Origin of the sequence: Cyanobacterium sp. uoEpiScrs1 (genome assembly GCF_947331815.1) — a bacterium.
Lineage (GTDB): Bacteria > Cyanobacteriota > Cyanobacteriia > Cyanobacteriales > Microcystaceae > Rippkaea.
In genome coordinates this window covers 157,674-182,764 of sequence record NZ_OX373462.1, presented here as the reverse complement: position 1 = coordinate 182,764, position 25,091 = coordinate 157,674, and the positions used below count along the sequence as shown (strand labels likewise).

Genomic DNA, 25,091 nt, shown 5'->3' with positions numbered 1-25,091 from the left:
TTTAAATTCTAATTATTGAGCTTGTATTAACTAGATTTTTTGTCTAAAAAACTTAGAGTAGATCTCTATCTAATAGATATCAAAAATATAAGTCAAAGTAATAACTATTAAAAATTAACGTTTAATTCTTACTAAGAAATAATTATTTGGCAAAGTTGTTTAAATTCTTTCACTATCTTGTATCGTTAAGTCCTTTGTCCCTTGGCGAATTCCTAATGTGATTTTACTATGATTTTCAATCCGATTCATTACTTGTTTAGCTCGTTCAATGACTGAATTTGGTAATCCAGCTAATCTTCCCACTTCTATCCCATAAGACTTGTCTGCGCCCCCTGGACGTACTTGATGTAGAAAAATAATTTCATGAGGTAATTCTTGTACTGTCACCTGATAATTAGCAACATTAGAGAGAATAAATGCTAATTCATTTAATTCATGGTAGTGAGTTGCAAAAATTGTTCTTCCTTGAATTTTTGTTGCTAAATATTCTGCAACTGCCCAAGCAATGGATAATCCATCAAAAGTGGCAGTTCCTCGTCCTATTTCATCTAATAAAATCAACGATTTAGCAGTTCCATGATTTAAGATATTAGCGGTTTCATTCATCTCTACCATAAAAGTTGATTGTCCTGTAGCCAAATCATCCACCGCTCCTACACGGGTAAAAATGCGATCACTAACTCCTAATTTTGCAGTTGTAGCCGGTACAAAACTTCCGGTTTGTGCCATTAATTGAATTAGTCCTACTTGTCTTAAATAACAGCTTTTTCCGCTGGCATTAGGACCAGTTAAAATAATTAAATCAGGAGTATTGTCATCTTGATTATTGCCTATTAAGGTTGAATTAGGAACAAATTCACCTGCTGCCAAAGATTGTTCAACAACCGGATGTCTTCCGCCAATTATTTCTATTACTCTTCCTTCGATAAATTCAGGACAACAATATCCTTGAAAAACAGCTACTTCTGCTAAACTTAATAAGACATCAATAGCCGCTACTAATTTAGAAGCATCGCGAATCTCCTGGGCTTTTTCGGCTACTTTTAAACGTAAATTTGCAAATATTTTATATTCTAATTTATTAAGCTCATCTTGTGCTGTTAAAATACGGGTTTCTCGCTCTTTTAATTCAGAAGTTATGTATCTTTCTTCATTAGTTAATGTTTGTTTACGAATATAGTTATTTGGCGCTAGTTCGGCCTTACTACGAGGAAGACTGATATAGTAACCAAAAGTTTTATTGTAACCAACTTTTAGATTAGATACTTTAATTTTATGCTTTTCTGTTAACTCTAAATTAGCTAACCATTGATGATCATCTTCAAGACGATGGCGAATGAGATCTAAGTCACTGTTAATACCGTCTTTTATTATGCCTCCATCTTTTAAATTAAGAGGGGGAAATTCAACTAAATGGTTAATGACATACTGCCCCAATTTGTCTAATTCAGGAGAAATTTCTTGCAACTTTTTTAAATAAGGAGAACTTCCTTGAGAAGCTAATTCTACCAACTTAGTCAACCTAACCAAAGACTCAGCTAATGATAGTAAGTTTCTCGCATTTGCTGTTCCTGAAGCAACTCTACCTGTAATCCTTTCTAAATCATAAATACTGCGTAATAAATGACGTAAATCTTGGCGCAATGAAGTATTTTCTACTAACTCTTTAACTGTATTTTGTCGAGCATTAATTTTTTTAATAATTAACAAAGGCTCGATTAACCAACGACGTAATGCTCGACCTCCCATAGCAGTACAAGTTCGATCCAAAGCCCACAATAAAGAGCCATGAAAGGTTCCATCCCTTACAGTTTGGGTGATTTCAAGGTTACGACGAGTGTGATGATCTAAAATGAGAAAATCAGCTTGATTGTAAGTTCGTATGGGTTGTAGGGAGAGCTGATGGACTTTCTGAGTATCCTCAATATACTCTAACAGCCCCCCCGCAGCACGAATTGCTAAAGGTAAATGTTCACATCCCATTCCTTCAAGGGAACGGAGTCTAAAGGTTATTAAAAGCCGCTTTTTAGCTTGATTTAAGGTAAAAGGAGTTTGTGATCGTAAGGAATAACAAAAACACTCTGGCAATCCACTAATTAAATATTCTGATTTTTCTCCGGGACGTAATAAACTACTAATAGTAGGATTATTGCTAGGAACCAAAACTTCTGACGGTTGTAGACGGAATAATTCTAAGTTTAGATTAGCTAATGCTTGCCCTTGAGTAGTGAAAAACTCCCCGGTTGAAATATCGGAATAAGAGAGACCCCAATGTTCTTTCTCTACTACAACAGCAGCCAAAAAATTGTTCTGCTTTGCTTGTAGCATGCCGTCATCTGTCAGGGTTCCAGGCGTAAGTAACTTGGTAACTTTTCTTTCCACCATACGCCCTTGAGCTACTGCTTGAGAGGAGTCTTCTACTTGATCACAAATAGCCAAAGCATAACCTTTTTCTACTAATAAACGGCTATACCTTTCTAAGGCGTGGTGAGGTACTCCTGTCATTGCTACTCGACCAATTTCTTTGCCCCCATCTTTACTGGTTAACGCTAATTCTAATTCCTGGGAAATTATTACAGCATCCTGAAAAAAACATTCAAAAAAATCTCCTACTCTATACATTAATAAAGCATTAGGATATTTATCTTTAACATCAACATAATGTTGATACATAGGAGTTAATTTTTGGAAGTTAAGATAACGATAATCAGTATGAGGATATTTTTTAGTGCCAACTTTAGATCTAGGATAAACAGTCATGATTGAAATAGTGAATAATTAGTTATAAGTGTAAGTTTTTCTTCGTAATCAAACGTTATTATGTACTCTATATTCTTATAGTTAGTCATTACAAATCGTTTATATCATTTATTATGAAGATATCTTTTGAGGCTCCTCGTGTTCCTTAAGTTCTAAGTCTTCTATTAGCACTTCTTGGGTGTCTATTTCTTCAGAAGATCGTTTAGAAAATCCCCATAAAAACAACAATGCTATACTACTAATCATTAACCATTCAGGGGGGACAAGATCAGTATTAATCACTCGTATTAGGAGTCTAACTCCAACTATACCCACAGTAATAAAACCTGCATCTTCAAGATGAATATATTCTTTTAACCAATGAATAAATAATTCTGCTAAAAACCTTAAGGTAATCACCCCAACTGTTCCTCCTAATAGGATTAACCAAATATTGTCAGCAATAGCGATTGCTGTGGTCACACTATCAAGAGAAAATGCTAAATCTGTAACAGCAATTGCAGGAATAGCTTGCCATAATGATTTAGATTGTAAACTTTGGTGATATTCTTCTTCTTTTTGAAAAGCAAAATAATTAAACACTAACCATAGTAAATATAGGGCTCCTAATAGTTCAAATTGCCAAAACTTTATCACCCAAGTCGCTGTTAAAATCAGGGCAATTCGTAGAATATAAGCAAAAATTAATCCTAAATTTAGAGCATGTTTTTGTGATTTTTTATTCGGTAATCCTTGGGCAATAGTAGCTAAAGCAATAGCATTATCGGCGGACAAGACAGCCTCTAAGATAATAAGAACTAAAAATATTAGGACAGTTTTAAGACTAAATAAAAGGGGAGAATTAACAATCTGGTCTAGCATTAAAAAATGTTTACTAAATTGAAATTATTCAATGAATGCGTGAGCACGAAATCAAGCTGGAAGCAAATTGGTATTTATTTGATCCTTGTTCTATCATAAATGATTTTCTCTCGGAAAAGTAAAGACAGAAAATATAACAGGTTAACTAGAGATTCTAACCTAGAATAGGTTTAGTAAATATGTTATTCTAGTTTAGAAAACTCTAAGGTATTAGTAGTTGCGCTCAGCCCATAGTATTTAATGTTCGAGGTACCTGCTGCTTTAGAAGTAGCTATTATTTAAGCTAAAGCAGTGATGATGGGATAAACTCTCAAAAAATAAACAGGAAGTATCTTGATCGAATTGTTTTCCCAATCTTTGACTTTACAATTTATCTCTATAATTGAAAATTTATCCAGCCTGAAAGTAATTTTTCTAACATAGGATATTTAACTTGAATCTGCCGAGAGGAAGAAGAGATTTTTTTGAGTAAATTATTATACAAATTAAGTTAAATCATCAAATACTAAGGTTTATGATTAAAATTAAAATTTTTTGATAATTTTTCCCTCATCAATAGAAGTAAAGATAGTGAAAAAATTATATGACTTATCCTAAGATAGCCCTATACTATTCTTGATTTCCCTATTACTTAGTTATGTTTTTATTTTAAGTAAGGCTTGAGCCGACTGCCTGTGCGTGCTATTTTGGATACCTAGACGGGACTGTTATTGTCTATTATTGCTTTCTTTCTAGGAACATACACTGCTAATAAAAAACTGGCTATGAATTGATTGCAAGAAAACTCCAAAAATCTACGAAGAAAACCTTACAATTGACTTCCTCCAAAGATAAAAGTTAATGATAGCAACTTCTCACATAAAAACTTGTAAACAATTTTTGAATTAATAAATCAGGAATTGAACAGAAGGATAAAAAGGATTAAGAGGTACTTAAAATTGATGAATTCTAATCAAACTGTTTGGATTGCTAGACATGGAAATCGTATGGATTTTGTTAATCCTGAGTGGTTTAATACAGCTCAATATCCTTATGATCCCCCTCTCGCTGAGGACGGAATTATACAAGCTCAACAACTGGGAAAACGACTAAAATCTGAAAATATTATTCATATTTTTTCCTCACCTTTTTTGAGAACTATACAGACTGCCCATCAGATAGCGGAAATTCTTAATCTTGAGGTTAAACTGGAAGCGGGACTCGCTGAATGGCATAACCCTGAATGGATGAGTAAACATCCGACTACACATCCTTCTGACTATTTAAAGCAAAAATATCCTCGGATAAATTTGCATTACTCCTCAAAATTTATTCCTCAATATCCTGAAACTGAAACTAAAGTAATGCAACGAACAGGAGAAATTGTCAAGCAATTAATTGCTGAATTTTCCGAAGATATTTTATTAGTCGGTCATGGGATATCGGTATTAGGGACTACTTGGGGATTAGTAGAAGGAGAACCTAAAGTTAGAGCTGCTTTATGCTGTTTAGTTAAGGTTGTTTATGAAAATGAACGCTGGCAGTTAAAATTAAATGGAGATACTTCACATTTAAACAAGACAGAGACCAAAATAAGCTTTACTTAAAAAGTAATTTAAGTAAAGCTTATTTATTGAGTACTAAGATAACTAATAAAAAATGTTTACTAGTCATTAATCTTATACTAAACTTAGTTACATTTACATAAGTAAATAACGAAAATAAATAATTTATAAAAGAGAGAATAATTAAAGAACTTGATTTACAAATGTTTAGTGAATTAGATCCAATTACTTTTTATCACTAATACTCTTTAATTCAATAAAAATTGAATTAAAGAAATAGCACCTGAGCTAAATATTAGTTGTTAAGCAATTATATAAAAAACAATATACCCTTTTATTTTAGTAATTTTTTATAAAAAGATAGTCTGTCAACTTGCAAAATAGATAATTTGATTTTTTAAACTTGCTGGACTTCTGGCTTTCAAGATTGAGTTGATTGGGCAGCGTTGAAGACGAACACTTCCCGCCTTTCAATTTAATTTATTAATTAAGTCAAATTTACTTAAACTTAACGTAGATAATATTGTTTAAATTATTTATTATGTTAGCTTACAATAATCTATTGTATACTATAGTGTAATTACTAATACTATTTAGTAAAACTAAACTACGATACTTAATTGTTAGTTCTCTGGGACTGAAAATGACGCTTAGAACCTAGCGAGGCGATAACCTCATTTTTTCTAGTGTTTACATTGTGAGTATTACTCATTTTGGAAAAAATAAATGATTGATAACCAACAAGTTCAAAAAATTGCTCATTTGGCAAGATTAAATATAACTCCTACTGAAGAAAAAGAATTTGCTCCCCAATTAAACAATATTCTGGAATATTTTGATCAGTTGAATGAACTTGATACCGAAAATATTCCCCCAACTACTAGAGCAATTGAATTGAGTAATATTACTCGCGAGGATAATTCAACTGTTTACGGTAACTGTGAATCACTTTTAAAAGAAGCCCCGGAACAGGAAGGAGAATTCTTCCGAGTTCCTCAAATTTTAAACAGTAATGAAGAATAATTCTTATGGAGCTCTGAGTTTGTAATTTATATGCTATACTAGTCAACGGCTCGGACCTATGCGATTACAACACCTAAATCTTGTCAGGACCGGAAGGTAGCAGCAATAAGGGATGCTTGTAATAGGCGTGAAATCCGGGCCTCTTTTTTCTTAATGTATATAATAAGATATTTTTTTTATTTGAAATAGATTACTTCTATATATATAACTTGATTTTCGTCAGACTTAACTCGATGACACAGCGGAAATGACCGTCGATCATGATTATTAATCAAAGACAACGAATTAACTCACCAGGACGATAAATTAAGTAGATAGCTCTCAATAAAATTAAATACATGGCTCATTTTGCACCCCTATATTCTCTAGGTATGAGTAGTCATAAGTTACTTCTTATCGCTGTGACTGATAGTTTTCAGGTGACTTTTATTAAATAAAATTATTCTTCTATTAAATTAGGATTACAGACTATAATCCTAATTTGATTATATTTATATTTAAATATTCCAGGTTTATTTGCCAATTTATTTATTTTTTGTATTGCTTAGAAGTGTTTTAATACCAACTGTTATTCCTGAATTTACTAGATTCAATTATCTTTTATTTTATACTAGAAGGTAGTATTGTTAGTTATTAGGTAGGTAATGACGAAGAAAGTTGTCAGTCAATACCCCAATCTTAATGTCTTTGCTTTTTTAATTTGGTCAAATTAGGTTTGTATTGGATTGTAATTTTTTATGAATTTTATTGATTAATTGTTGTATTATTTTATATTTACCTAAATCTATATTTTTATTTTAAATTGCTGTTTAGACAGTATAGATTGCTATCAATAAAAATATATTCTACGATCAGTGTACTTCAACTAAAAGTAGTCATTTTAATCAAAATATTTAATTTGTTTATAACTTTGACAATTATTATATTCTATAGTTTTCTTTGTTTAACTGGAAACTTAACGGATTAATGATACCCTTAAACAGGGACAACTCGATGTGAAAAAGCAATCTAGTTTCCCTTTATTAAGCATTGATGTATCTGGAAAGATCATCCATTTTATAATATTTACAGCATAATTGACATTCGATGTAATGTTCTCATCCATTCCCTATGATTGAAGTTGAACGCCTAAGTAAAACTTACGGTCCCACCACCGCCATTCAAGATGTTAACTTTGCCGTGAAGACGGGAGAAATACTCGGTTTTCTAGGACCGAATGGCGCGGGGAAAACCACAACCATGAGAATTATATCAGGATATATTCCCGCTACTAGTGGAACTGCTAAAATCAGTGGCTATGATGTCCATGAGCAGTCAATGGAAGTTAGGCGACGCATTGGCTATCTTCCTGAAAATCCGCCTTTATATTCTGATATAACAGTAGAGGAATTTTTAATGTTTGTGGCAAGCATTAAAGGAATACCTTCGGGAGAACGTCTTTCACGAGTTAAATGGGCAACAGAACGCTGTCAACTTGAAGATAAGCGTAAAGTATTAATTCGTAAGCTCTCTAAAGGGTATAGACAACGAGTAGGAATTGCTCAAGCAATCGTTCATGATCCCCCAGCCATCATTTTAGATGAGCCTACTGTAGGACTTGATCCGAAACAGATTATTGAGGTTCGCAATCTAATCAAAAGTTTAGCTGGAGAGCATACTATTATTTTGTCCACTCATATTTTACCTGAAGTTAGTATGACTTGTGATCGCGTAGCCATTATTAATAAGGGCAAAATAGTTGCAATTGATACTCCTGATAATCTAATGTCTCAATTGACGGAAAGTAGCGGATATGAACTAGAAGTATCAGGAGACATTTATAGAATAAAATCTTTGTTAGAGAAAATCCAAGGCGTTTCTAAAATTACTATCCAGGATAAAGAAAGCCTGAAAGATGATCAATTAAATCGCTATCTAGTTCATTTGACAGCTAATTTAAACATAGAATTAGGACGGGATATTGCTGCTTTAATTGTTAATCAGGGACTAAACTTGTATGAAATGCGTCGTACTCGTCCTACATTAGAAGATGTGTTCTTAAACTTACTTACCGAAGAATCAGAAGTAGTAAATGACCAATAAATCTATGATTTTAGCTAACTTAATTGCCATTGTTCGTAAGGAATTTCAAAGTTATTTTTATACTCCATTTGCATATATTATTGCAGCATTTTTTTGGTTGATTTCAGGATTTTTTTTCAATGCAATTCTTGATCAATTGACCAAAAATGTTAGCTTTCTAGAACAAAGTGGACAAATTTCTCAGTCTATTGATGTTGCTAGTCAATTTTTGGAGGCTTTTTCAGGAGTTATTATTTCTCTGTTCTTAGTGCTTCTTCCTGCATTATCTATGGGATTATATTCTGAAGAGCGTAAGCGAGGAACTTTAGAACTTTTGGCAACTTCCCCAGTGAATAATTGGGTGATTGCTCTTGGTAAACTTTTCGGAGTTATTAGCCTTCTTGTTGTATTTATGGTTCCTATCTGGATCTGGGAGATTATTGTATTCAGTGCTGCTAATCCTCCAGTTAGTCTACAAATTATTTTACTGACTCACTTGTCTTTATTCCTTATTTCTACAGCTATTTTGTCACTGGGAATGTTTATTTCTTCTTTAACAGATAGTTCGATATTGGCCTACATTTTGACATTCATTTTAATTCTTTTTCTTTGGGTTATAGATTTAGTAGCCAATAGTGTAGTTGAACCTTTTAGTAGTATTCTGTCCCATCTTTCTCTTTTTGATAGTTACAATAATCTTGTTAGAGGAATTTTAGAACCAAGCAGTTTAGTTCTATTTGCAAGTTATATTTTTATCGGTATCTTTCTGACGGCTCAGTCTATAGAGATTTTCAGATTTCAACGAACTTAGAATTTACTTTAGTAAATGTCTATTTTATGAAATAAAAGTGGAAAAATATGTTTAACTATCGCAAATTTTTGAGATATTCATTTATTCCAGGATTAATTATGACCATAGCAGGTTTAATAGCGGAATTGATGATAGATGGTAGCTCAATTCTATATATTAGTTTAATCATTACTGGAAGCATTTTACTTATTATTTGGATCTTATATTTATTGATTAATAAACGAAATTTTTGGCAAATAAGATCGACTCAGACAAGAACTAATGCTTTAGTCTCTACCTTTTCGCTGATAATTATTTTAGGAATAATTAATTTATTAGCGGATCGTTATTTGGACTCTATTGATTTAACAGAAAATAAAATATTTACTATTTCTTCTCAAACTCAAGAAGTTGTCAAAAACATTGACGACTCTCTAAAAGTATGGTTATTCGTAAAAACTCCCAATCATAAAGATAAAGAATTATTAGAAAATTATCGTCGTTATAATAAAAAGTTTGAGTTTAAATTTATTGATCCTGATACAAACCTTGGGTTAACTAAACAATTTAATGTTAATTCATTAGGAGATGTCTATATAGAATATAAGGGTAAAAAACAATTGGTGCAGACTTTAATTCAGTTTAATGCCCAAGAACCTTTGTCTGAAATAAAATTAACTAATGCTATTGAAAAAATTAGGCGTAATTACATTCCAACAGTTTATTTTCTCCAAGGACATGGAGAATATTCTTTAGAAGAATCTCATGAAGATAGTATATTTACAGCCGTTAATAGTTTAAAAAATAAAGGGTACAATGTTGAACCTCTTAATTTAATAACACTTCCTAAGATTCCCGATGATGCGGATACCATAATTATCGCAGGTTCCCAACGAAAATTATTTAAACAAGAAGTTAAGGCATTAGAAACTTATTCAGATCAAGGAGGTAATCTTCTTTTATTACTTAATCCTAATATTGAAACAGGGCTGGAAACCGTCTTAGAAAAATGGGGAGTGCAACTAGATAATCGTGTTGTAATAGATAGTTCAGGACGAGGAAGTTTAGTTGGTTTAGGTCCGGTAACTCCTTTGATTAATAATTATGGAAATCATCCTATTACAAAAGAATTTAATAACGGAATTTCGTTCTATCCTTTAGCACGTCCTATTGATACTGTTAAAGTAGAAGATGTAGAAGCAATTTCTTTGTTAATTGCCGGTGAACAAATGTGGGCTGAAAGTAATATAGACTCTAAAGAGTTTACTTTTGATGAAACTCAAGACATCGCCGGTCCGTTTGATTTAGGAGTTGTCTTAATTCGTAAAATTAATTCAGGTACAAGACAGATACCTCAAGCATCATCTTCTTCTAATAAACTAAACAAAGATTCTTTAACTACTTCTTATACAGAGGAACAACTTGGTAAAAAACTATCTGAAAAAGAAGTCAAAGAAACTCCTTCTTCTTTTTTAAAAGATACAGAAGTCTCTTCTACCCCTTCAGAAACAATGGAAACTGATGAAAATAGTTCTAGTGCTGAAGAAAATAGTGAAAACACTATACAAAAAAAATCTAATGTGATTCAATCTCGGTTAGTGATAATTGGCAATTCGATGTTTATTACTAACAATTTATTTAATCAACAACTAAATGGCGACGTCTTTTTAAATTCAGTTCAATGGTTAGTGAGTAAAGATGATCAACCTTTGTTAATTCGTCCTAAAGAAGCGAAAAATCGTCGTATTAATTTAACTCCCCTAAAAGCAGGATTATTGACTTTTCTAACATTGGTATTTTTTCCATTAGGAGGATTGATTGCTGGAGTTATGACTTGGTTACGTAGACAGTGATATATAAAATATTTGTCCGTAAACTTAGAATTTAATAGTGTAGAAAATTTATGAAGTTACAGAAAAAAACTTGGGGTTTGTTAATTGCTGCTGTTTTTTTATGCACTACTGTATATATTTATGAAGTTAAATTTCAACAGCACCAATTACAAATCAGGTCAAACAATAACAAAATATTTAACTTCACAGAAGAGGATATTAAAAATATATCCGTTAAAACTAAACAGCACACTTTACAATTTCAACAGACTGAAGATGGTAAAAAAGAGTGGAAAATGATTCACCCAAAACAGGCAACTGCTAATGATGCAACTATTTCGTTTTTGACAAATCTATTGGTTACGGGAGAAAGTGATCGCCGCTTTACAATTTCTACTAGTCAACAGAAAGATTATGGTCTAAACAAGCCACTAGCAACTATAAAAGTAATACTAAATGATGGAAGTAAACATCAGATAATTTTAGGAAATTCTGATTTTAATGATAGTTTTTTATATGCTAAGGTAGATTCTAATAATCAAGATGCAGCAGAAATAAATATCAGCTTAGTTTCTAAAAATTACCGATATGCAATTGATAGAGAAATAGATGAATGGTTGAAAATAGATGAATCATTGAAAAATTTTAAAAAAACTGAGGTAGAACAGGAAAAGTAGTCAATTAAATAATTAACTGAATAAATTATTTATACTTTAATACACACAGACAATAAAAATTAGTTTATAGTAGCCAAATATTTATATCTTTTGGAGTCGATTAATTATTTATAATTTTTGTTACTATTTTTATCTTTAATCATGGACTTGAGAGTAACAGTGTAAACTGTAGATAAAACCTGAAATTATATTGCTAAAGCTTTGTTTGATACTCCTTTATACAAAAATTACTTTTGTGACCCCATAAGAAATAGCTAATCAAACTGTTCACCATGACTCTGTATAAGGTCAAGTTTATATTTATAAGTTTTTTTTGATTTTCAAGTAAGTTGTGTTATTTTTTGAGTTTAGAAAAAGATTAAATAAGATTAAGGGTTCTTTTCGTTTTTATTACTATTGCTAGAATAATTATAGCGATAATTTTGAAATTATATTTTTCTATTACTTATGAGTTAAGTAATACCCTAGTCGTCTTGGAAGCTTTTCAGTGAAACTGTTTTGTTCATCCTACTTATCTACAACTAGTTCAAAGATCATAGAGATAACTGTCTTTGCATTAAGATAAATTTTAGAAGACATTAGAATAACCAAAAAATTTTTTAGGAAATATTCATCTCTAATTATTTTTTTTATTCCAACTTACTTGAGTAATAGATAAGTTAATTGTTTGATAAGAGTTAAAAAATAGATTTCGACTTTAATTTGTGTAGGTGTCTTTATTAAGATTTAGTCTTTTTAGATTTTGTTTTACTGAATAAAAACCACCAAACTTCTGTTACAATTAATCCTCCTCCCCCCAATGTTACTAACAGTTTTAATGGCAACGGCTGTTCCAGACGAGAAAATTGACTATTGGGTTTTCTAAATTTTGTCTTCTCCTGAGAGATAGAAACATTTCCTAATATTAAACAAGAACTTATTATTACAAACAAAATTACTTTAATCTTATTCATTAGTAGACGGTTTTGCAACAGAAAAAATAAATATCCTAAACGAGCAAGAAATAATTATCTAACCAGATAATATTAATAATAATGACTGTTAATGTGATCTCATGTCAACTTATCTAAATCTAAAATACTGGGACAAAAATGCAGATAATAGTGATTATAAGTTAATTATTTTCTGGGGACTAAAATTTCGTAATCTCAAAGCGTTCATTACTACAGAAAAAGAACTAAAAGCCATTGCTGCTCCTGCAATCATAGGATTTAACAACCAACCATAAAAAGGATATAAAATTCCAGCGGCAATAGGAATACCAAGACTGTTGTAAATATAGGCAAAAAAGAGATTTTCTTTAATATTTCTCATGGTAGCATGACTTAGTTGGATTGCTGTGACAATACCTCGCAAATCCCCAGAAATCAAGGTTAAATCACTGGCAGCCATTGCTATATCTGTTCCTGTTCCAAGTGCTATTCCCACATCAGCTTGTGCTAAGGCAGGTGCATCATTAATCCCGTCCCCAACCATTGCTACGATTTTCGGTTGTTGTTTACGACCATTTCTTTCCTGTTGAATTTGTTTAATGATACTGGCTTTTTGATCAGGACGCACTTGAGCAAAAACTCTTTGAATGCTTAATTCAGAAGCTATAGCCTCCGCAGTTTTCTGATTATCTCCTGTCAACATTACCACTTCCAAACCCATTCTTTTCAAGGATTTTACGGACTCTAATGACGAAGGTTTAGTCGCATCTGCAATACCTATCAGTCCCTCAACCAGTCCCTCTACAGCTATCAGAGCAGTTGTTTTGGCTTCACTTTCCCATTGTTGACGGGTGACATCTAGCAATTTAGTGTTAATACCTAACATGTCCATCCATCTTTGTGTACCAATTTGTACCATTCTACCCATAATTTCTCCCTGAACCCCCATTCCAGCAACAGCTTTAAAATTTTTTACTTCAGGCAACGGCATTTTAACTCCTTGAGATCGAGCATAATTAACCACTGCTTCGGCTAAGGGGTGTTCGGAGTTTTTTTCCAAAGCAGCCCCAAGTTTTAAGAGTTCTAGTTCATTATTATTAGTTACACCATTAACAGTAATATAATTAGTAACACTAGGTTTTCCTTGAGTAATAGTTCCTGTTTTATCAAGAACAACAGTGTTCAATTTATGAGCCAATTCTAAACTATCTGCTCCTTTAATTAAAATACCATTTTCTGCACCTTTTCCTGTTCCAACTATAATAGATGTAGGTGTTGCTAAACCTAAGGCGCAGGGACAGGAAATAATTAAAACTCCTACTGTTGTAATCATAGCTAGAGTAATATTCCCCATTACATTAAACCAAATTACAAACGTTGCAATAGCGAAAGCAATAACTCCTGGGACAAACCATCTTGTTACCCGATCAGCTAATTTTTGAATTGGAGCTTTACTTCCCTGAGCATCTTGAACTAACTTAACAATCTGTGCCAATACTGCGTCTTTTCCTACTTTTGTTGCTTTAAATTTAAAACTTCCTGTCTTATTGATGGTTGCTCCAATAACTTCATCTCCTACTTCTTTTTGGGTAGGAATAGGTTCTCCTGTTATCATCGATTCATCAATAAAGGACTCTCCTTCTACCACCTCACCATCAACAGGAATTTTTTCTCCAGGACGTACTAAGATGATATCGTTTACAATTACTTGTTCAATGAGAATATCTATTTCTTGTTGATAACGGATTACTCTCGCTGTTTTTGCTTGTAAGCTCATTAATTGTTGAATTGCTTCTGAAGTTTTTCCTTTAGCTCTATTTTCTAAAAGTTTTCCTAATAACACTAAGGTTATAACGACAGAAACAGTTTCATAATAAACTTCTGTAACAATTCCATGAGACTCAAAAATATGTGGAAATAAAGTTGTAAATACAGAATATAAATAGGCGCCTCCAGTACCTAAGGAAACTAAAGTATCCATATTAGCTGAACGAAATTTAAAGGACTTCCAAGCCCCTAGAAAAAAGTCTTTACCTACCCAAGAAATAACTGGAGTTGTCAAGAATAATTGAATCCAAAAACTATGTAAAAAGGTAGGGATATAAGTCATTTCTAATCCCGTCATCATCGGGAGCCCCCCAATAATTAATAAAATACTAATAGTAGAACCGACAATCAATTTGCAAGTTAACTCTTTTCGTTGTGTTATTCTTGTCGCTTGTTCTAAATCTACTTCATTTTTTGTTTCTAAAACGGGATAAGCATTATAGCCCGCTTCTTTCACAGCCTGTTGAATAATTAGTAAAGTAGTTTTTTCCGGATCATAGGTTACAGTTGCTCGAGAAATAGCAAAATTAACGTTGCCTTGGTTGACTCCTTCAACTTCTTGAATAGCTTTTTCGATTGTGGAGGCACAACCGGCACAACTCATTCCCTGTAGTTTTAAATGACAAGTTTCCATTGAAATGATAATTTAATATTTTTTTAAAAGTCTTCTATTTTCTATTGAATGATTTACTCAAAATCAAGAGTTAAATTACAGTTAATTGGGACAAGAATGAAGATAATTTACTTCATTAGGTTTATATTACTCTAATTTAATATCTAAAATGTTCATTTACTCAATATTTATATTTGATTCTTTTATTTTACTTGTAAGTAAACTTTATGCTGAACAATGAAATATTTTTTAGTATTTTACATACTGATAAGTTCCTTACCTTAAATGTAAGATCCAACAATTTTACTGTTTTTATGAATTTTATCTATTGACTTATCTCCAAAATATATAACGAAGACTGCTGTTTGTATCTCTTTTTACGGATTTAAAAGTCTTCCAGTTACTATAGGTTAATAACCTCGAGATAGGATACTCTTATTTATTAAGAATAGAGATAATGAATATATTCTCACTGATTAGTATATATTTTCCGGCAAATTAGAAATACTGACTCGATAGTTTATCGTAATTACTTTATAACCAAAACTGTTAAAGATAGCTAAATTGTTTAATATAATTACATCTTACCCCTATCAGAACAACTATTAACTATTTTTTGTACTTAATCATTTGCAATTTATATAAATCATGATATAGTCCGCCTTTTTGAATTAATTCTTTATGGTTTCCTGATTCAATTAACTCACCTTTTTTTAAAACAAAAATACGATCTGCTCCCTTAATAGTTGAAAGTCTATGCGCAATAATAACAGCAGTCCTCTTGCTTAATAAATAATCTAATGCATCTTGAATTAATGCCTCTGTTTTGACATCTAAACTAGAAGTCGCTTCATCCAAAACTAAAATATGAGGATCACGAATAGCAACTCTGGCAAATGCTAATAATTGTTTTTGTCCTCCAGATAAATTTGTTCCTCTTTCCCGAACTTTAGTTTTGTAGCCCTGAGGAAGTTCGTCAATAAACTGCCCAATATTGGTTATGTTAGCTGCCTTTTTTACTTTTTCAAAGGAATAATTCTCTCCCAAAGTAATGTTACGCATAATGTCTCCTGCAAATAGAAAACTTTCTTGTAAGATGACACCAATATATCGCCGTAGTTCAGTTTTAGAAATATTTCGAATATCTACGCCATTAATCAGGATTCTCCCATGAATGGGATCATAGAAACGGCATAACAAACGAATAATAGAACTTTTTCCAGCCCCGGTAGGACCGACAAATGCAACTGTTTCTCCTGCATGAATAGTAAAATCTAAATTCTTGAGAACATACTCATCCTTGTTATAACGAAACCAAACATTTTCAAACCGAATTTCGCCATTTATATTTTTCTCACAAAAACTTGATAGAGAGAGTACTTCATCTTTAGCTTCAGAAATCTCAATTGATTCATTCATTAATTCACCAATACGTTCTATAGCTGTAAATCCGGCTTGAAACATAGTTAATTTATCAGCTAGTTGACGCAAAGGATTAAATAAACGTTGTGCATAGAGAATGAATGCAGATAAAGTACCAAAGGTAATGACTTCATCTACAATCAAAACCCCTCCTAGCCATAAAACTCCTGCAATTGCTACTAAACTAATCCATTCTAGAGTTGCAGAAACGGCTGAATCATGAAAAATTGTTTTATCAACTGCCTTGCGATATCGTTCATTAGTAGAACGGAATAACTCTGAATTAAATAGTTCCCGACGAAATAATTGAACAACGTTAATTCCAGCTATATTTTCCTGCAATATAGAATTTAGTTGGGAAAGTTCTTCCCTGACTTTGTAATTTTCTTTTCGATATTGACTTTGGAAGTAGATGATTAATCCAGTTACAGGAATTATCATTAGAATTAGCATTAATGCTAATTTTACTTGTACTGTAATCATGGTAACAATAATCACAAGAATGTAAATGCCATCACTTAAGATGCCAATTGCACCACTGGAAAATACATCTCCTAATGCTTCAACATCACTAGTTAATCGTGTTATCAAGCGTCCTACTGGAGTACGATTAAAAAAACTAATTCCTAATGAAATAACATGAGCAAATAAATCTTTACGTATATCTGCGGTAATTGTTTGACCTATTTTTTGGATAATATATCCTTGAAAAGAAGCGAAATAAACACGAATAATAACTGTGATTAATAATAGGATACTCAATCGTACTATTCCTTGTTCTATCGAAAGAGTTCTTAAGAACCACCATGTATGCTCTTGACGTAAAAGAGAAACTGCTTGTCCAATAATTAAAGGTTGTATTGCGCCGGCAGTAGCTAATGGTAGAAGTAATCCCATTGCCAGTAACAACAAATGAATGTGGCGACGGAGATAAGGGGCGAGTCTCAGAATAAGTCTTATATTACTTTCGTTGAGACGATTCAATTTTTTTTGTTGACGTATAGGAGAGAAAACGGACATAAAGTTAATGATTTATAGTTTATAGTTAAAGTAACGGTAACATAAGCTTCTAGTTTGTGTCCTTTTTTCTAGTAGGGTATCTAAAGAAAAACAGGTATATTAATTTGTAGAATTTAATTTCATAAATTAATATGTAGGATAAAATCTGAAGTTGTCAATTATTGATTTTAATTGAAGCTTTTTACTTTTTTTGATAACATAAATCTATGTCAGTTTAACAATAGCTAACTATCGTATAATCTTAATTTAATATAGCTGCATAAATATAATAAGTTATTAATAAATAATTATATATAGAGTATATTATTAGTATTTATTAAACTATTATTATTTACAATAAATTGTATAAGATAATCTATAATAGAGTGAGCCTTTGCAATACTAAAATTACCATCAATATTTTTCTTGCTAAACTATGAGGAGTTTTTTTAAAAAAACTCCTCATAGTTTAGCAAATTTTAGGTTTACTTTTCTTGATTTTGTATAACTTAAATTACTCTAAGGTAAACTTATAAAATCTATTTTAATATTCGTGAGATTAGTTCTTATACAAATAGACTTGAATTAATTGTGCTTGAAGAAAATATGCTCGATAAAAATATGCTCCTCGTAACCATGTTTTATATAAAATTTTTTGACTGCGATCTGCTATATAAAAGTTTATGTTTGTCTCAATAACTTAACTTAAATTAGTTCGACTGAATCTCGCTCGTCTAAAACCAGTTTCTCCTAATACAAAAATTTTATAGAGATGTTCTAGTTAAATTTTCTTGAAATTAATTAGCTCTAATTAATTTATTCAGCATAAATCAGTTCTGATCATGTTAGCTTGAAATAAGTTGAGTCTCCTGGATTTGTGAGTAACTTGAGTTAACATCTAAAAATAGGCTTGTTATAAATCTTTAATCCTTAAATTAATCTTTCTAAGATAAGGAGCAACTGTTTTATTATTCTACTGCAATTAGTGCAACCTCTTTATCAATCTTACGTTGTCTAGCAAACACTATATTAAATAATGAAACTTTAGTCGAAAAACTTGATAAATTAAAGTATCATAAACTTTAATAATTAGACTACTTTATGTGAATAAATATAGGTTATTTGTTTGATTTTAATACATAGTAATTAGGGTTGACTCCTGAAAATAAATGACGATATCTTAACCCTATTAGGAAATTAGTTTTTTAAGTAGACGACTGCAAACATAGTAAATGTGCTATCTAATTATTTTATAGAACTATCATTGTAATTTAAAAGATGAACATAAAAAAAGTAAATTATCAACAAGTAATTAAATAAATCTATTTCACTGAAATAACTAGAAATTAATTAGTTTACGTCGACAATACAGGCTATCTGAACACCTAAAGATATTACTAAATTTGTTAAGATTATTTGTTGATGGTTGATTATTAAATCCTAATATTTATAATACGATCATTTATTCCAAATATTAAATAATTTATTTTATGAGAACAAATTGGATATGAGTCCAAAAATAATTTTAAATCGATATATTAAAATTAGAATAAAAAAGCTAAAAGGTTTGAAAAGTTCAAGTATTGAAACTTCTTCCAAAAATTAAATCGCTTGACTTAATTTTCGATTTAAGACTTTTACGTATATACGATTAATTTTGTTTACTGACAATCTTCACATAATCCCCTGATCGTGATTTCGTAGCTATCTACAGTCAAACCAGCACGAAGAGAATCTAGACTAATAGACGGAAAAGTATCCCAATCGACGTCTTCTATTCTCTGACATTGCCAACAACGAAAATGATGATGAGGAGAAACATTTGCGTCATATCGGGAAACCCCCTCTTGCAACAATACTTCTCGAATCAAATTTACTTCTCTTAGGGTCTGTAAAGTACTATAAACTGTTGCTTGAGAAGAAGTAAAAATCTCCTTATTTAGATCTCTCAAAATCTGCTCAGCTGTGGGATGATCTCCACGTGATCGCAAATTTGCATAAACAGCAAAGCGTTGAGGCGTTACTCTCAGTCCTTTTGATTTCAAGATTGTCACAATTTCACCTTTGTGAACACTCATTTTTTTTAAGACTTTTACTAAAACTTGTTCAGACTATAACGATTCTTATTGTAGTGTCAACACCATCTAGTAATTAGCTCTAAAATTTAAATTGTTATAACTCTTGACAGATTGTTATACAAGAATTATTCTCATATAGAGTTACAGAAAAAACTGTATACAATTACACTATATAAGAAAGTGAGGCAATTAAAAAGATGGCTGTAATTGAAAAGGTTCCCCATACTGTCTTTAAAACTCGCGTTCGTGATGAATCTGTTTCTGGTCCTAACCCCTATCGTTGGCAAGATCTAACCACTAAAGAAATTTTCGCTGGAAAGAAGGTCGTTGTTTTCTCTTTACCTGGAGCATTTACTCCCACTTGTTCGTCCAACCATTTACCTCGCTATGAAGAGTTGTACAAGGAGTTCCAGGCACAAGGAGTAGATAAAGTCATTTGTCTATCGGTTAATGATGCTTTTGTCATGTTCCAATGGGGCAAACAACAAGGTGCCACTAACGTATTTCTACTTCCCGACGGCAACGGAGAGTTCACCCGTAAAATGGGAATGTTGGTCGATAAGTCTAACCTTGGGTTTGGAATGCGTTCCTGGCGCTATTCTATGCTGGTTGATGACTGCAAAATCGAAAAAATCTTCATAGAACCTGAATTCTCTGATAATTGTCCTACTGATCCCTTTGAAGTATCTGACGCTGATACTATGTTAGCCTATCTTCAAGGAACAAAATCCAAGGGTGTTTCTGAACCTCGTAAAGCATTTATTGGTTAATCAATAATCAAACTTAAAATTTGTACAAAATATAGGAGTAGGGGTGAACAGTTAGTCACCCCTACTTTTCACAAATAAAAAACTGGAGTAGGCTTCTCAGTCCTCTCCAGTGCTGTCACGGAATTCAGTTCTGTTCTATAGGTAGTTTAACCGCTTATTCGTGGAACATCTTTGATGTGTATCCTGATTTACCTTAGCTGATCTCTAAAACCTTTATCTGTATTGACTTTGAGCGCCTTAGTTAACCTTTATGTAGTGAGTGTTGAAGCCATAAACCCAAAAAAGTTAATTTTATGCCTTCAACACCTTGATGTGAGCCTCATTAAGCCTGAGTACATCAATAGTAATTAGTAGTTCCATAAATACTATACCCCTACGGTAAGAATATTAGTTCCCTAGCCTAAAACAATTTTTTCTTTCAACTCCAATCCTTGTCGTAAGCTAATTCTAATTTTTGAGTACAAAACCAATTAGTATAATAAATAAAGACTGATTAGTTAAATTGATGTTATTGAGATAAATGTTGATTAATTGAGATAAATGTTGATTAAAAGACTAATCAAATAGAAGACCAGTGATCACAATCACTGGTAGATTACAATTATCATGTTGTTTATCTTTTCGGGAATTCTGGTTGAATAATAGTTGCGCATTCTCAATACATCAACTCTATCAACTTTTAAAAGATTGTAATATCCTTTGAATACTGTTATTTTTTTATTGGTAAAAAGAATTAATTTTCTGTTTGCTTCTGATTTTTTAGGTAAGCTTGCGTCTTATGAGGTTGTCCCCATAGTAATTTTTCCTGCTTATAGATCACCATTCCTGGTTTATACCCTTTAGGTTTGTAAACATATTTGGGTTCGGTATAAACGATAGGTACATGTTTGCTAAATCTAGCACGACTATAATAAGCAGCCCAATCCGCAGCACATTGTAAGTCTACCTTATTAGGTTTTTTTCCTGGTTCTAAGCGTAATAAAACGTGACTTCCAGCACTTTCTTGAGTATGAAACCATAAATCATAATCTCCTGCAGTACAAAAAGTTAAACGATCATTTTGTCGGTTATTACGACCTACCCAGACTTCTAATCCTGATGGAGTTATATATTGATAAGGCTGGGATTCACATGAATTAATAGAATTACTTTGAGTAGAAGACTTTAGATAATTTTGTTGAATTAATTCCTCTCGGATTTCCTGGAGAGTTTGCAAATCTTGGGAAGAGTTGTAGACATCTAGTTGATTTACACTTTCTTCGACTTGTACTAAGTAATTTATTTCTGCTTTAACCTCAGCTAACAAAGGTTCGACAACACTACGAGAGCGTTTTAGTTTTTGATGTTGTTTATAGAAATATTGGGCATTTTTGACGGCATTTTTTTTAGGGTCTAGGTAAATTTTAACCTGAGTTTCCGTTTCAAAGTTTCTCAAAACAATAGACTTCATTCCTGGTTGCCATAAGTGTAAATGCGCCATTAACAAATCTCCTTGTTGACGATATTGACCAGCCTCAGTAGATTGTTTTAATTTTTGAGTGAAATTCGATGCTTTAACTTTCAGTTTTTTGATAAGAAAACTGAGCTTTTGTAATAATTGATGATGTAGTTGTTTAAAAATCTGATAATTAGTCTGATTTTGGTAGTATTGATCGATTATGGTTTGTATATCAGAGCTAGACTTTACTATTCCCCACCCTACAACAGTATAACCTTCATAAGTCCATCCGGGTTTAAAATCTGCTGTAACTAAAATAGTTAACCAAGTTTGCCACAAGTCAAATAATTTATGCCAATCAGATGTTCTTAGGGTATCCGTTGACTGTTTGGGATCTAAATTGGCTGTTTGGATCATTGAACGAGCAACCACAGGGCTTAACCCTCGATAATTATTTAATAGTTGCTTTTCTAAAGATCCAGGAATAAGATTAATTCTTTCTTGCCAACATTCATAAGATTCCTCTAATTTGGGTAAGGTTCCTGTTAAAGCAGGAGGAAATTTATAAGGTTCTCCAGTTTTGATAGTACGTACACTTGATTGATTAGCAGTTACTTGATGTCCAACAGTAATAATCTGTTGTTTGGCATCGGTGAGTATAACGTTACTGTATTTGCCCATGATTTCTAAGAACAGATGCCAAACTGGGGGTTCACCAGGGCGTTTGGCAAATTGCAAATCAACAACTCTTTCCCATGGCTCAATCATTTCTAGAGAAGTTAGGACATACCCATTGAGTTGATGACGCAATTGATCACTAAAAGTAAAAGTATCGGGGGTACGAGGAGGAGGAGTACTAATACAGATTCGAGCAGCCTGAGGATGCCAAGAAATAGTTAACCAACTACGTGTTTTTAAGGTTCTTAGAGCAAGAGAAATGGTGTAACGATCACGTTGATAAATTTGTTCAAGACGAGAAGGTATCCAATTGGTTTGGAGTATTCGACAAATGGCAGTTAGAGTAGTAACATCAAAAGATTGCATGGTGTCTTCAACGACAAAAATAAATAGTTGCTCGAATTTATCAAAACAATGATAAAAAACTGACTGTTGGCTTTTTTTCTGTGATAATTGTCTGTGCTTATGTATCTAAGAAATAATCGACATATTTCCTAATTTGGAAACAAAGATTAAGTTAGCTGTGTGTACTAATCTTTTTTAACAACTATTCCAATTTTAATTATTAAAAGTTACTATTTCCAGGTAATGATTAGCTACTTTATATCCTGATTTAGATATTGAAAATGATAATTATACTTTTAGAGCCTGTCAAACTTTATTCTTTCACAGAATGATATTATTAGTTTAATGCTTGTTATACTAATAACGCCAGTCAAATACTTTATGAGGATATCCCTTTTCTTCCCAAAGTCTGTCTTATCCAAGATCAGAGTACGATAGAAACATCCAAGGGTTGAGCAGAAGACTAATAGACAAATAATAAGTTACTAAACCACAACTACTATTACTACATAAAACACTTACAACCAAGAAAATCGGAGCGGCGGGATTTGAACCCACGACCCCCACTACCCCAAAGTGGTGCGCTACCAAGCTGCGCTACGCCCCGCTATCCGCAGAGTATCATTCTAGACTATATCACAATCATAATGCAACCTTTTTCTGAAAAATTTTTATCTTAAGCTTTAGACCAAGATGCCTGTGATTACCTCTAATCCATCTTGTGGCACAAGATGTAGAACCAACCCCAGGCATCTATAAAAAATGTCAGACTTTCTAGAACAATCCTAAAGTTAAAGATTTATCAATGGGGAAAGTTGCACCTGCACCCAACCATAGAGTAACAAGGGTTCCAAAAAGGAACATAGCAGTTGCGATAGGACGACGGAAGGGATTCTGAAATTTGTTGACACTTTCAATAAAAGGAATCAACATTAAACCTAAAGGAATAGCTGCTTGACAAGCAATTCCCAATAATTTATTGGGAAGAATCCGTAAAATCTGAAAAACTGGATAGAGATACCATTCCGGTAGAATTTCTAGAGGAGTAGCAAAAGGATCAGCAGGCTCACCAACCAGAGCGGGATCAAGAACTGCTAATGCTACTAGTAGACCTATGGTTCCAAGAATTACTACAGGAAAAATATAAAGCAAGTCATTAGGCCAAGCAGGTTCACCGTAGTAATTATGACCCATACCTTGAGCTAATTTTGCTCGTAGTTTAGGATCGCTAAGATCTGGCTTTTTTTCGGTTGCCATTGGATAAATTTCTCCTTACTGAGGATCAGCAGAATGTACATCTAAATGTTAGTGACCAGTCTTGAATTACCCAAAATTTTCAATTAACTAACCGTTCACTGGCCACCCTTGAACACCTTACAAAGGACCGGAAATCCCTTGTTTGCGGATCATTAAAAAATGCAGCAGCATGAAGACTGCAATCAGCCAAGGGAAAACAAAGGTATGTAAGCTGTAAAAACGCGTCAAGGTAGCTTGCCCTACGCTTTGACCACCTCGGAGAAGTTCAACTAATTGATCCCCCACCACGGGAATAGCTGCAGGAACACCAGAAACGATTTTAACCGCCCAATAACCAACTTGATCCCAAGGAAGAGAGTAGCCTGTTACACCGAAAGAAACAGTGATAACAGCTAAGACAACTCCAGTCATCCAAGTCAACTCACGAGGCTTTTTAAAGCCACCAGTTAAGTAAACACGGAATATATGAAGAATCATCATCAATACCATCATACTAGCTGACCAGCGATGGACTGAACGTATTAGCCAACCGAAGTTAACTTCGTTCATAATATATTTAACTGAAGAAAAGGCTTCAACAACCGTTGGTTTGTAGTAAAATGTCATGGCGAATCCAGTAGCAAACTGGACTAAGAAGCAAACTAAGGTTATTCCACCCAAACAGTAGAAAATATTTACATGGGGTGGAACGTATTTAGTGGTAATGTCGTCGGAAATTGCCTGAACTTCAAGGCGATCATCAAACCACTTATAAATGGAAGAGTCTGTAACTTTTTTAGAGAACATTGAAGCTATAATTCGCTATCGTTAATGAATGATCAAGGATTGGTTTGCTTGACTACTTTAGTGAGATACTCCATAGAAAGAGTCAAGGTTGGCGACATGGAGAAAATAAAACACCTCATTAGAAAATCTAACACACTACTTTCAATTTTCAATTGTGTTTACTATGATCACCATCTAAAGGGATAGATTAATTTACTATCTCAAAACTTTTTAACTAGTGTTCTTAACATTTCCCGAATTGCATCTTGAGGGGGAATAAAATCAGATTAGTATCACTTCCAAGACGACTTTATCTCATAACGAGTCTGGATAGTTAAAGTAATTTATCTTTAAGGTTATCGACATTGTAGGAGATGGAATCAATTTAGTCTAACATGTTGTCTAAATAATGTACTGAC

The 25,091-nt window shown here is 32.6% G+C and carries 16 protein-coding genes, 1 tRNA gene and 1 other RNA gene; 8 read left to right on the top strand and 10 right to left on the bottom strand.

Annotation, left to right across the window (positions count from 1 at the left end):
* Window positions 1-159 precede the first annotated feature (159 nt).
* Complete coding sequence (gene mutS, locus OXU93_RS00610; protein ID WP_416378788.1) at window positions 160-2,769, bottom strand: DNA mismatch repair protein MutS; 2,610 nt, start codon at window positions 2,767-2,769, stop codon at window positions 160-162.
* 102 nt (window positions 2,770-2,871) lie between these two features.
* On the bottom strand, window positions 2,872-3,621 hold the full coding sequence (locus OXU93_RS00605) for a TerC family protein (RefSeq protein ID WP_267383906.1): 750 nt from the start codon (window positions 3,619-3,621) through the stop codon (window positions 2,872-2,874).
* Window positions 3,622-4,562: 941 nt separating this feature from the next.
* On the opposite strand from OXU93_RS00605, the gene OXU93_RS00600 reads away from it, so the two are divergent.
* From OXU93_RS00600 to OXU93_RS00570, 7 genes are all read left to right on the top strand, one after another.
* Complete coding sequence (locus OXU93_RS00600) at window positions 4,563-5,207, top strand: histidine phosphatase family protein (protein ID WP_267383905.1); 645 nt, start codon at window positions 4,563-4,565, stop codon at window positions 5,205-5,207.
* A gap of 684 nt (window positions 5,208-5,891) precedes the next feature.
* Window positions 5,892-6,188 (top strand): Asp-tRNA(Asn)/Glu-tRNA(Gln) amidotransferase subunit GatC, encoded by a 297-nt coding sequence (gene gatC / locus OXU93_RS00595; RefSeq protein WP_267383904.1) that lies wholly within the window; start codon window positions 5,892-5,894, stop codon window positions 6,186-6,188.
* 47 nt (window positions 6,189-6,235) lie between these two features.
* An RNA gene (ffs, locus tag OXU93_RS00590) (signal recognition particle sRNA small type) lies at window positions 6,236-6,332 on the top strand.
* Window positions 6,333-7,298: 966 nt separating this feature from the next.
* Window positions 7,299-8,270 carry an ABC transporter ATP-binding protein gene (locus tag OXU93_RS00585; protein WP_267383903.1) on the top strand — a complete coding sequence of 324 codons (972 nt, stop codon included), beginning with the start codon at window positions 7,299-7,301 and terminating at the stop codon, window positions 8,268-8,270.
* Between the two features lie 4 nt (window positions 8,271-8,274).
* A complete protein-coding gene (locus tag OXU93_RS00580; protein WP_267384887.1) occupies window positions 8,275-9,060 on the top strand; it encodes an ABC transporter permease in 786 nt (261 codons plus the stop codon).
* A 98-nt stretch (window positions 9,061-9,158) separates the two neighbouring features.
* Complete coding sequence (locus OXU93_RS00575) at window positions 9,159-10,892, top strand: GldG family protein (RefSeq protein WP_267383902.1); 1,734 nt, start codon at window positions 9,159-9,161, stop codon at window positions 10,890-10,892.
* Between the two features lie 50 nt (window positions 10,893-10,942).
* Window positions 10,943-11,548: a DUF4340 domain-containing protein gene (locus tag OXU93_RS00570; protein WP_267383901.1), complete on the top strand. Its 606-nt coding sequence runs from the start codon at window positions 10,943-10,945 to the stop codon at window positions 11,546-11,548.
* 719 nt (window positions 11,549-12,267) lie between these two features.
* Here OXU93_RS00570 and OXU93_RS00565 read toward each other — a convergent pair.
* From OXU93_RS00565 to OXU93_RS00550, 4 genes are all read right to left on the bottom strand, one after another.
* Complete coding sequence (locus tag OXU93_RS00565) at window positions 12,268-12,501, bottom strand: hypothetical protein (RefSeq protein ID WP_267383900.1); 234 nt, start codon at window positions 12,499-12,501, stop codon at window positions 12,268-12,270.
* A 154-nt stretch (window positions 12,502-12,655) separates the two neighbouring features.
* On the bottom strand, window positions 12,656-14,941 hold the full coding sequence (locus tag OXU93_RS00560) for a heavy metal translocating P-type ATPase (protein WP_267383899.1): 2,286 nt from the start codon (window positions 14,939-14,941) through the stop codon (window positions 12,656-12,658).
* A 588-nt stretch (window positions 14,942-15,529) separates the two neighbouring features.
* Window positions 15,530-17,362 (bottom strand): ABC transporter ATP-binding protein, encoded by a 1,833-nt coding sequence (locus tag OXU93_RS00555; protein WP_267383898.1) that lies wholly within the window; start codon window positions 17,360-17,362, stop codon window positions 15,530-15,532.
* 1,640 nt (window positions 17,363-19,002) lie between these two features.
* On the bottom strand, window positions 19,003-19,419 hold the full coding sequence (locus OXU93_RS00550) for a Fur family transcriptional regulator (protein ID WP_267383897.1): 417 nt from the start codon (window positions 19,417-19,419) through the stop codon (window positions 19,003-19,005).
* A 197-nt stretch (window positions 19,420-19,616) separates the two neighbouring features.
* Here OXU93_RS00550 and OXU93_RS00545 point away from each other — a divergent pair, with 197 nt between their 5' ends.
* Window positions 19,617-20,189, top strand: coding sequence for a peroxiredoxin (locus tag OXU93_RS00545; protein ID WP_267383896.1), 573 nt, complete (start codon window positions 19,617-19,619; stop codon window positions 20,187-20,189).
* 733 nt (window positions 20,190-20,922) lie between these two features.
* On the opposite strand, the gene OXU93_RS00540 is transcribed toward OXU93_RS00545, so the two are convergent.
* The 4 genes from OXU93_RS00540 to petB form a co-directional block, all read right to left on the bottom strand.
* Entirely contained in the window at window positions 20,923-22,671 is a 1,749-nt protein-coding gene (locus tag OXU93_RS00540) for an Rqc2 family fibronectin-binding protein (protein ID WP_267383895.1), read from the bottom strand.
* Between the two features lie 512 nt (window positions 22,672-23,183).
* A tRNA-Pro gene (locus OXU93_RS00535) sits at window positions 23,184-23,257 on the bottom strand.
* Window positions 23,258-23,424: 167 nt separating this feature from the next.
* Window positions 23,425-23,907: a cytochrome b6-f complex subunit IV gene (gene petD, locus OXU93_RS00530; protein WP_267383894.1), complete on the bottom strand. Its 483-nt coding sequence runs from the start codon at window positions 23,905-23,907 to the stop codon at window positions 23,425-23,427.
* A gap of 117 nt (window positions 23,908-24,024) precedes the next feature.
* Window positions 24,025-24,693, bottom strand: coding sequence for a cytochrome b6 (gene petB / locus OXU93_RS00525; protein WP_267383893.1), 669 nt, complete (start codon window positions 24,691-24,693; stop codon window positions 24,025-24,027).
* Between the last annotated feature and the right edge of the window lie 398 nt (window positions 24,694-25,091).

Bases quoted from the DNA above. Each gene is read 5' to 3' on its own strand.
- OXU93_RS00575 (WP_267383902.1), top strand. From the start codon at position 9,159: ATGACCATAGCAGGTTTAATAGCGGAATTGATGATAGATGGTAGCTCA.
- OXU93_RS00560 (WP_267383899.1), bottom strand. From the start codon at position 14,941: ATGGAAACTTGTCATTTAAAACTACAGGGAATGAGTTGTGCCGGTTGT.
- OXU93_RS00580 (WP_267384887.1), top strand. From the start codon at position 8,275: ATGATTTTAGCTAACTTAATTGCCATTGTTCGTAAGGAATTTCAAAGT.
- petB (WP_267383893.1), bottom strand. From the start codon at position 24,693: ATGTTCTCTAAAAAAGTTACAGACTCTTCCATTTATAAGTGGTTTGAT.
- OXU93_RS00565 (WP_267383900.1), bottom strand. From the start codon at position 12,501: ATGAATAAGATTAAAGTAATTTTGTTTGTAATAATAAGTTCTTGTTTA.
- OXU93_RS00570 (WP_267383901.1), top strand. From the start codon at position 10,943: ATGAAGTTACAGAAAAAAACTTGGGGTTTGTTAATTGCTGCTGTTTTT.
- OXU93_RS00555 (WP_267383898.1), bottom strand. From the start codon at position 17,362: ATGTCCGTTTTCTCTCCTATACGTCAACAAAAAAAATTGAATCGTCTC.
- OXU93_RS00550 (WP_267383897.1), bottom strand. From the start codon at position 19,419: ATGAGTGTTCACAAAGGTGAAATTGTGACAATCTTGAAATCAAAAGGA.
- OXU93_RS00605 (WP_267383906.1), bottom strand. From the start codon at position 3,621: ATGCTAGACCAGATTGTTAATTCTCCCCTTTTATTTAGTCTTAAAACT.
- OXU93_RS00585 (WP_267383903.1), top strand. From the start codon at position 7,299: ATGATTGAAGTTGAACGCCTAAGTAAAACTTACGGTCCCACCACCGCC.
- OXU93_RS00600 (WP_267383905.1), top strand. From the start codon at position 4,563: ATGAATTCTAATCAAACTGTTTGGATTGCTAGACATGGAAATCGTATG.
- OXU93_RS00540 (WP_267383895.1), bottom strand. From the start codon at position 22,671: ATGCAATCTTTTGATGTTACTACTCTAACTGCCATTTGTCGAATACTC.
- OXU93_RS00545 (WP_267383896.1), top strand. From the start codon at position 19,617: ATGGCTGTAATTGAAAAGGTTCCCCATACTGTCTTTAAAACTCGCGTT.
- gatC (WP_267383904.1), top strand. From the start codon at position 5,892: ATGATTGATAACCAACAAGTTCAAAAAATTGCTCATTTGGCAAGATTA.
- petD (WP_267383894.1), bottom strand. From the start codon at position 23,907: ATGGCAACCGAAAAAAAGCCAGATCTTAGCGATCCTAAACTACGAGCA.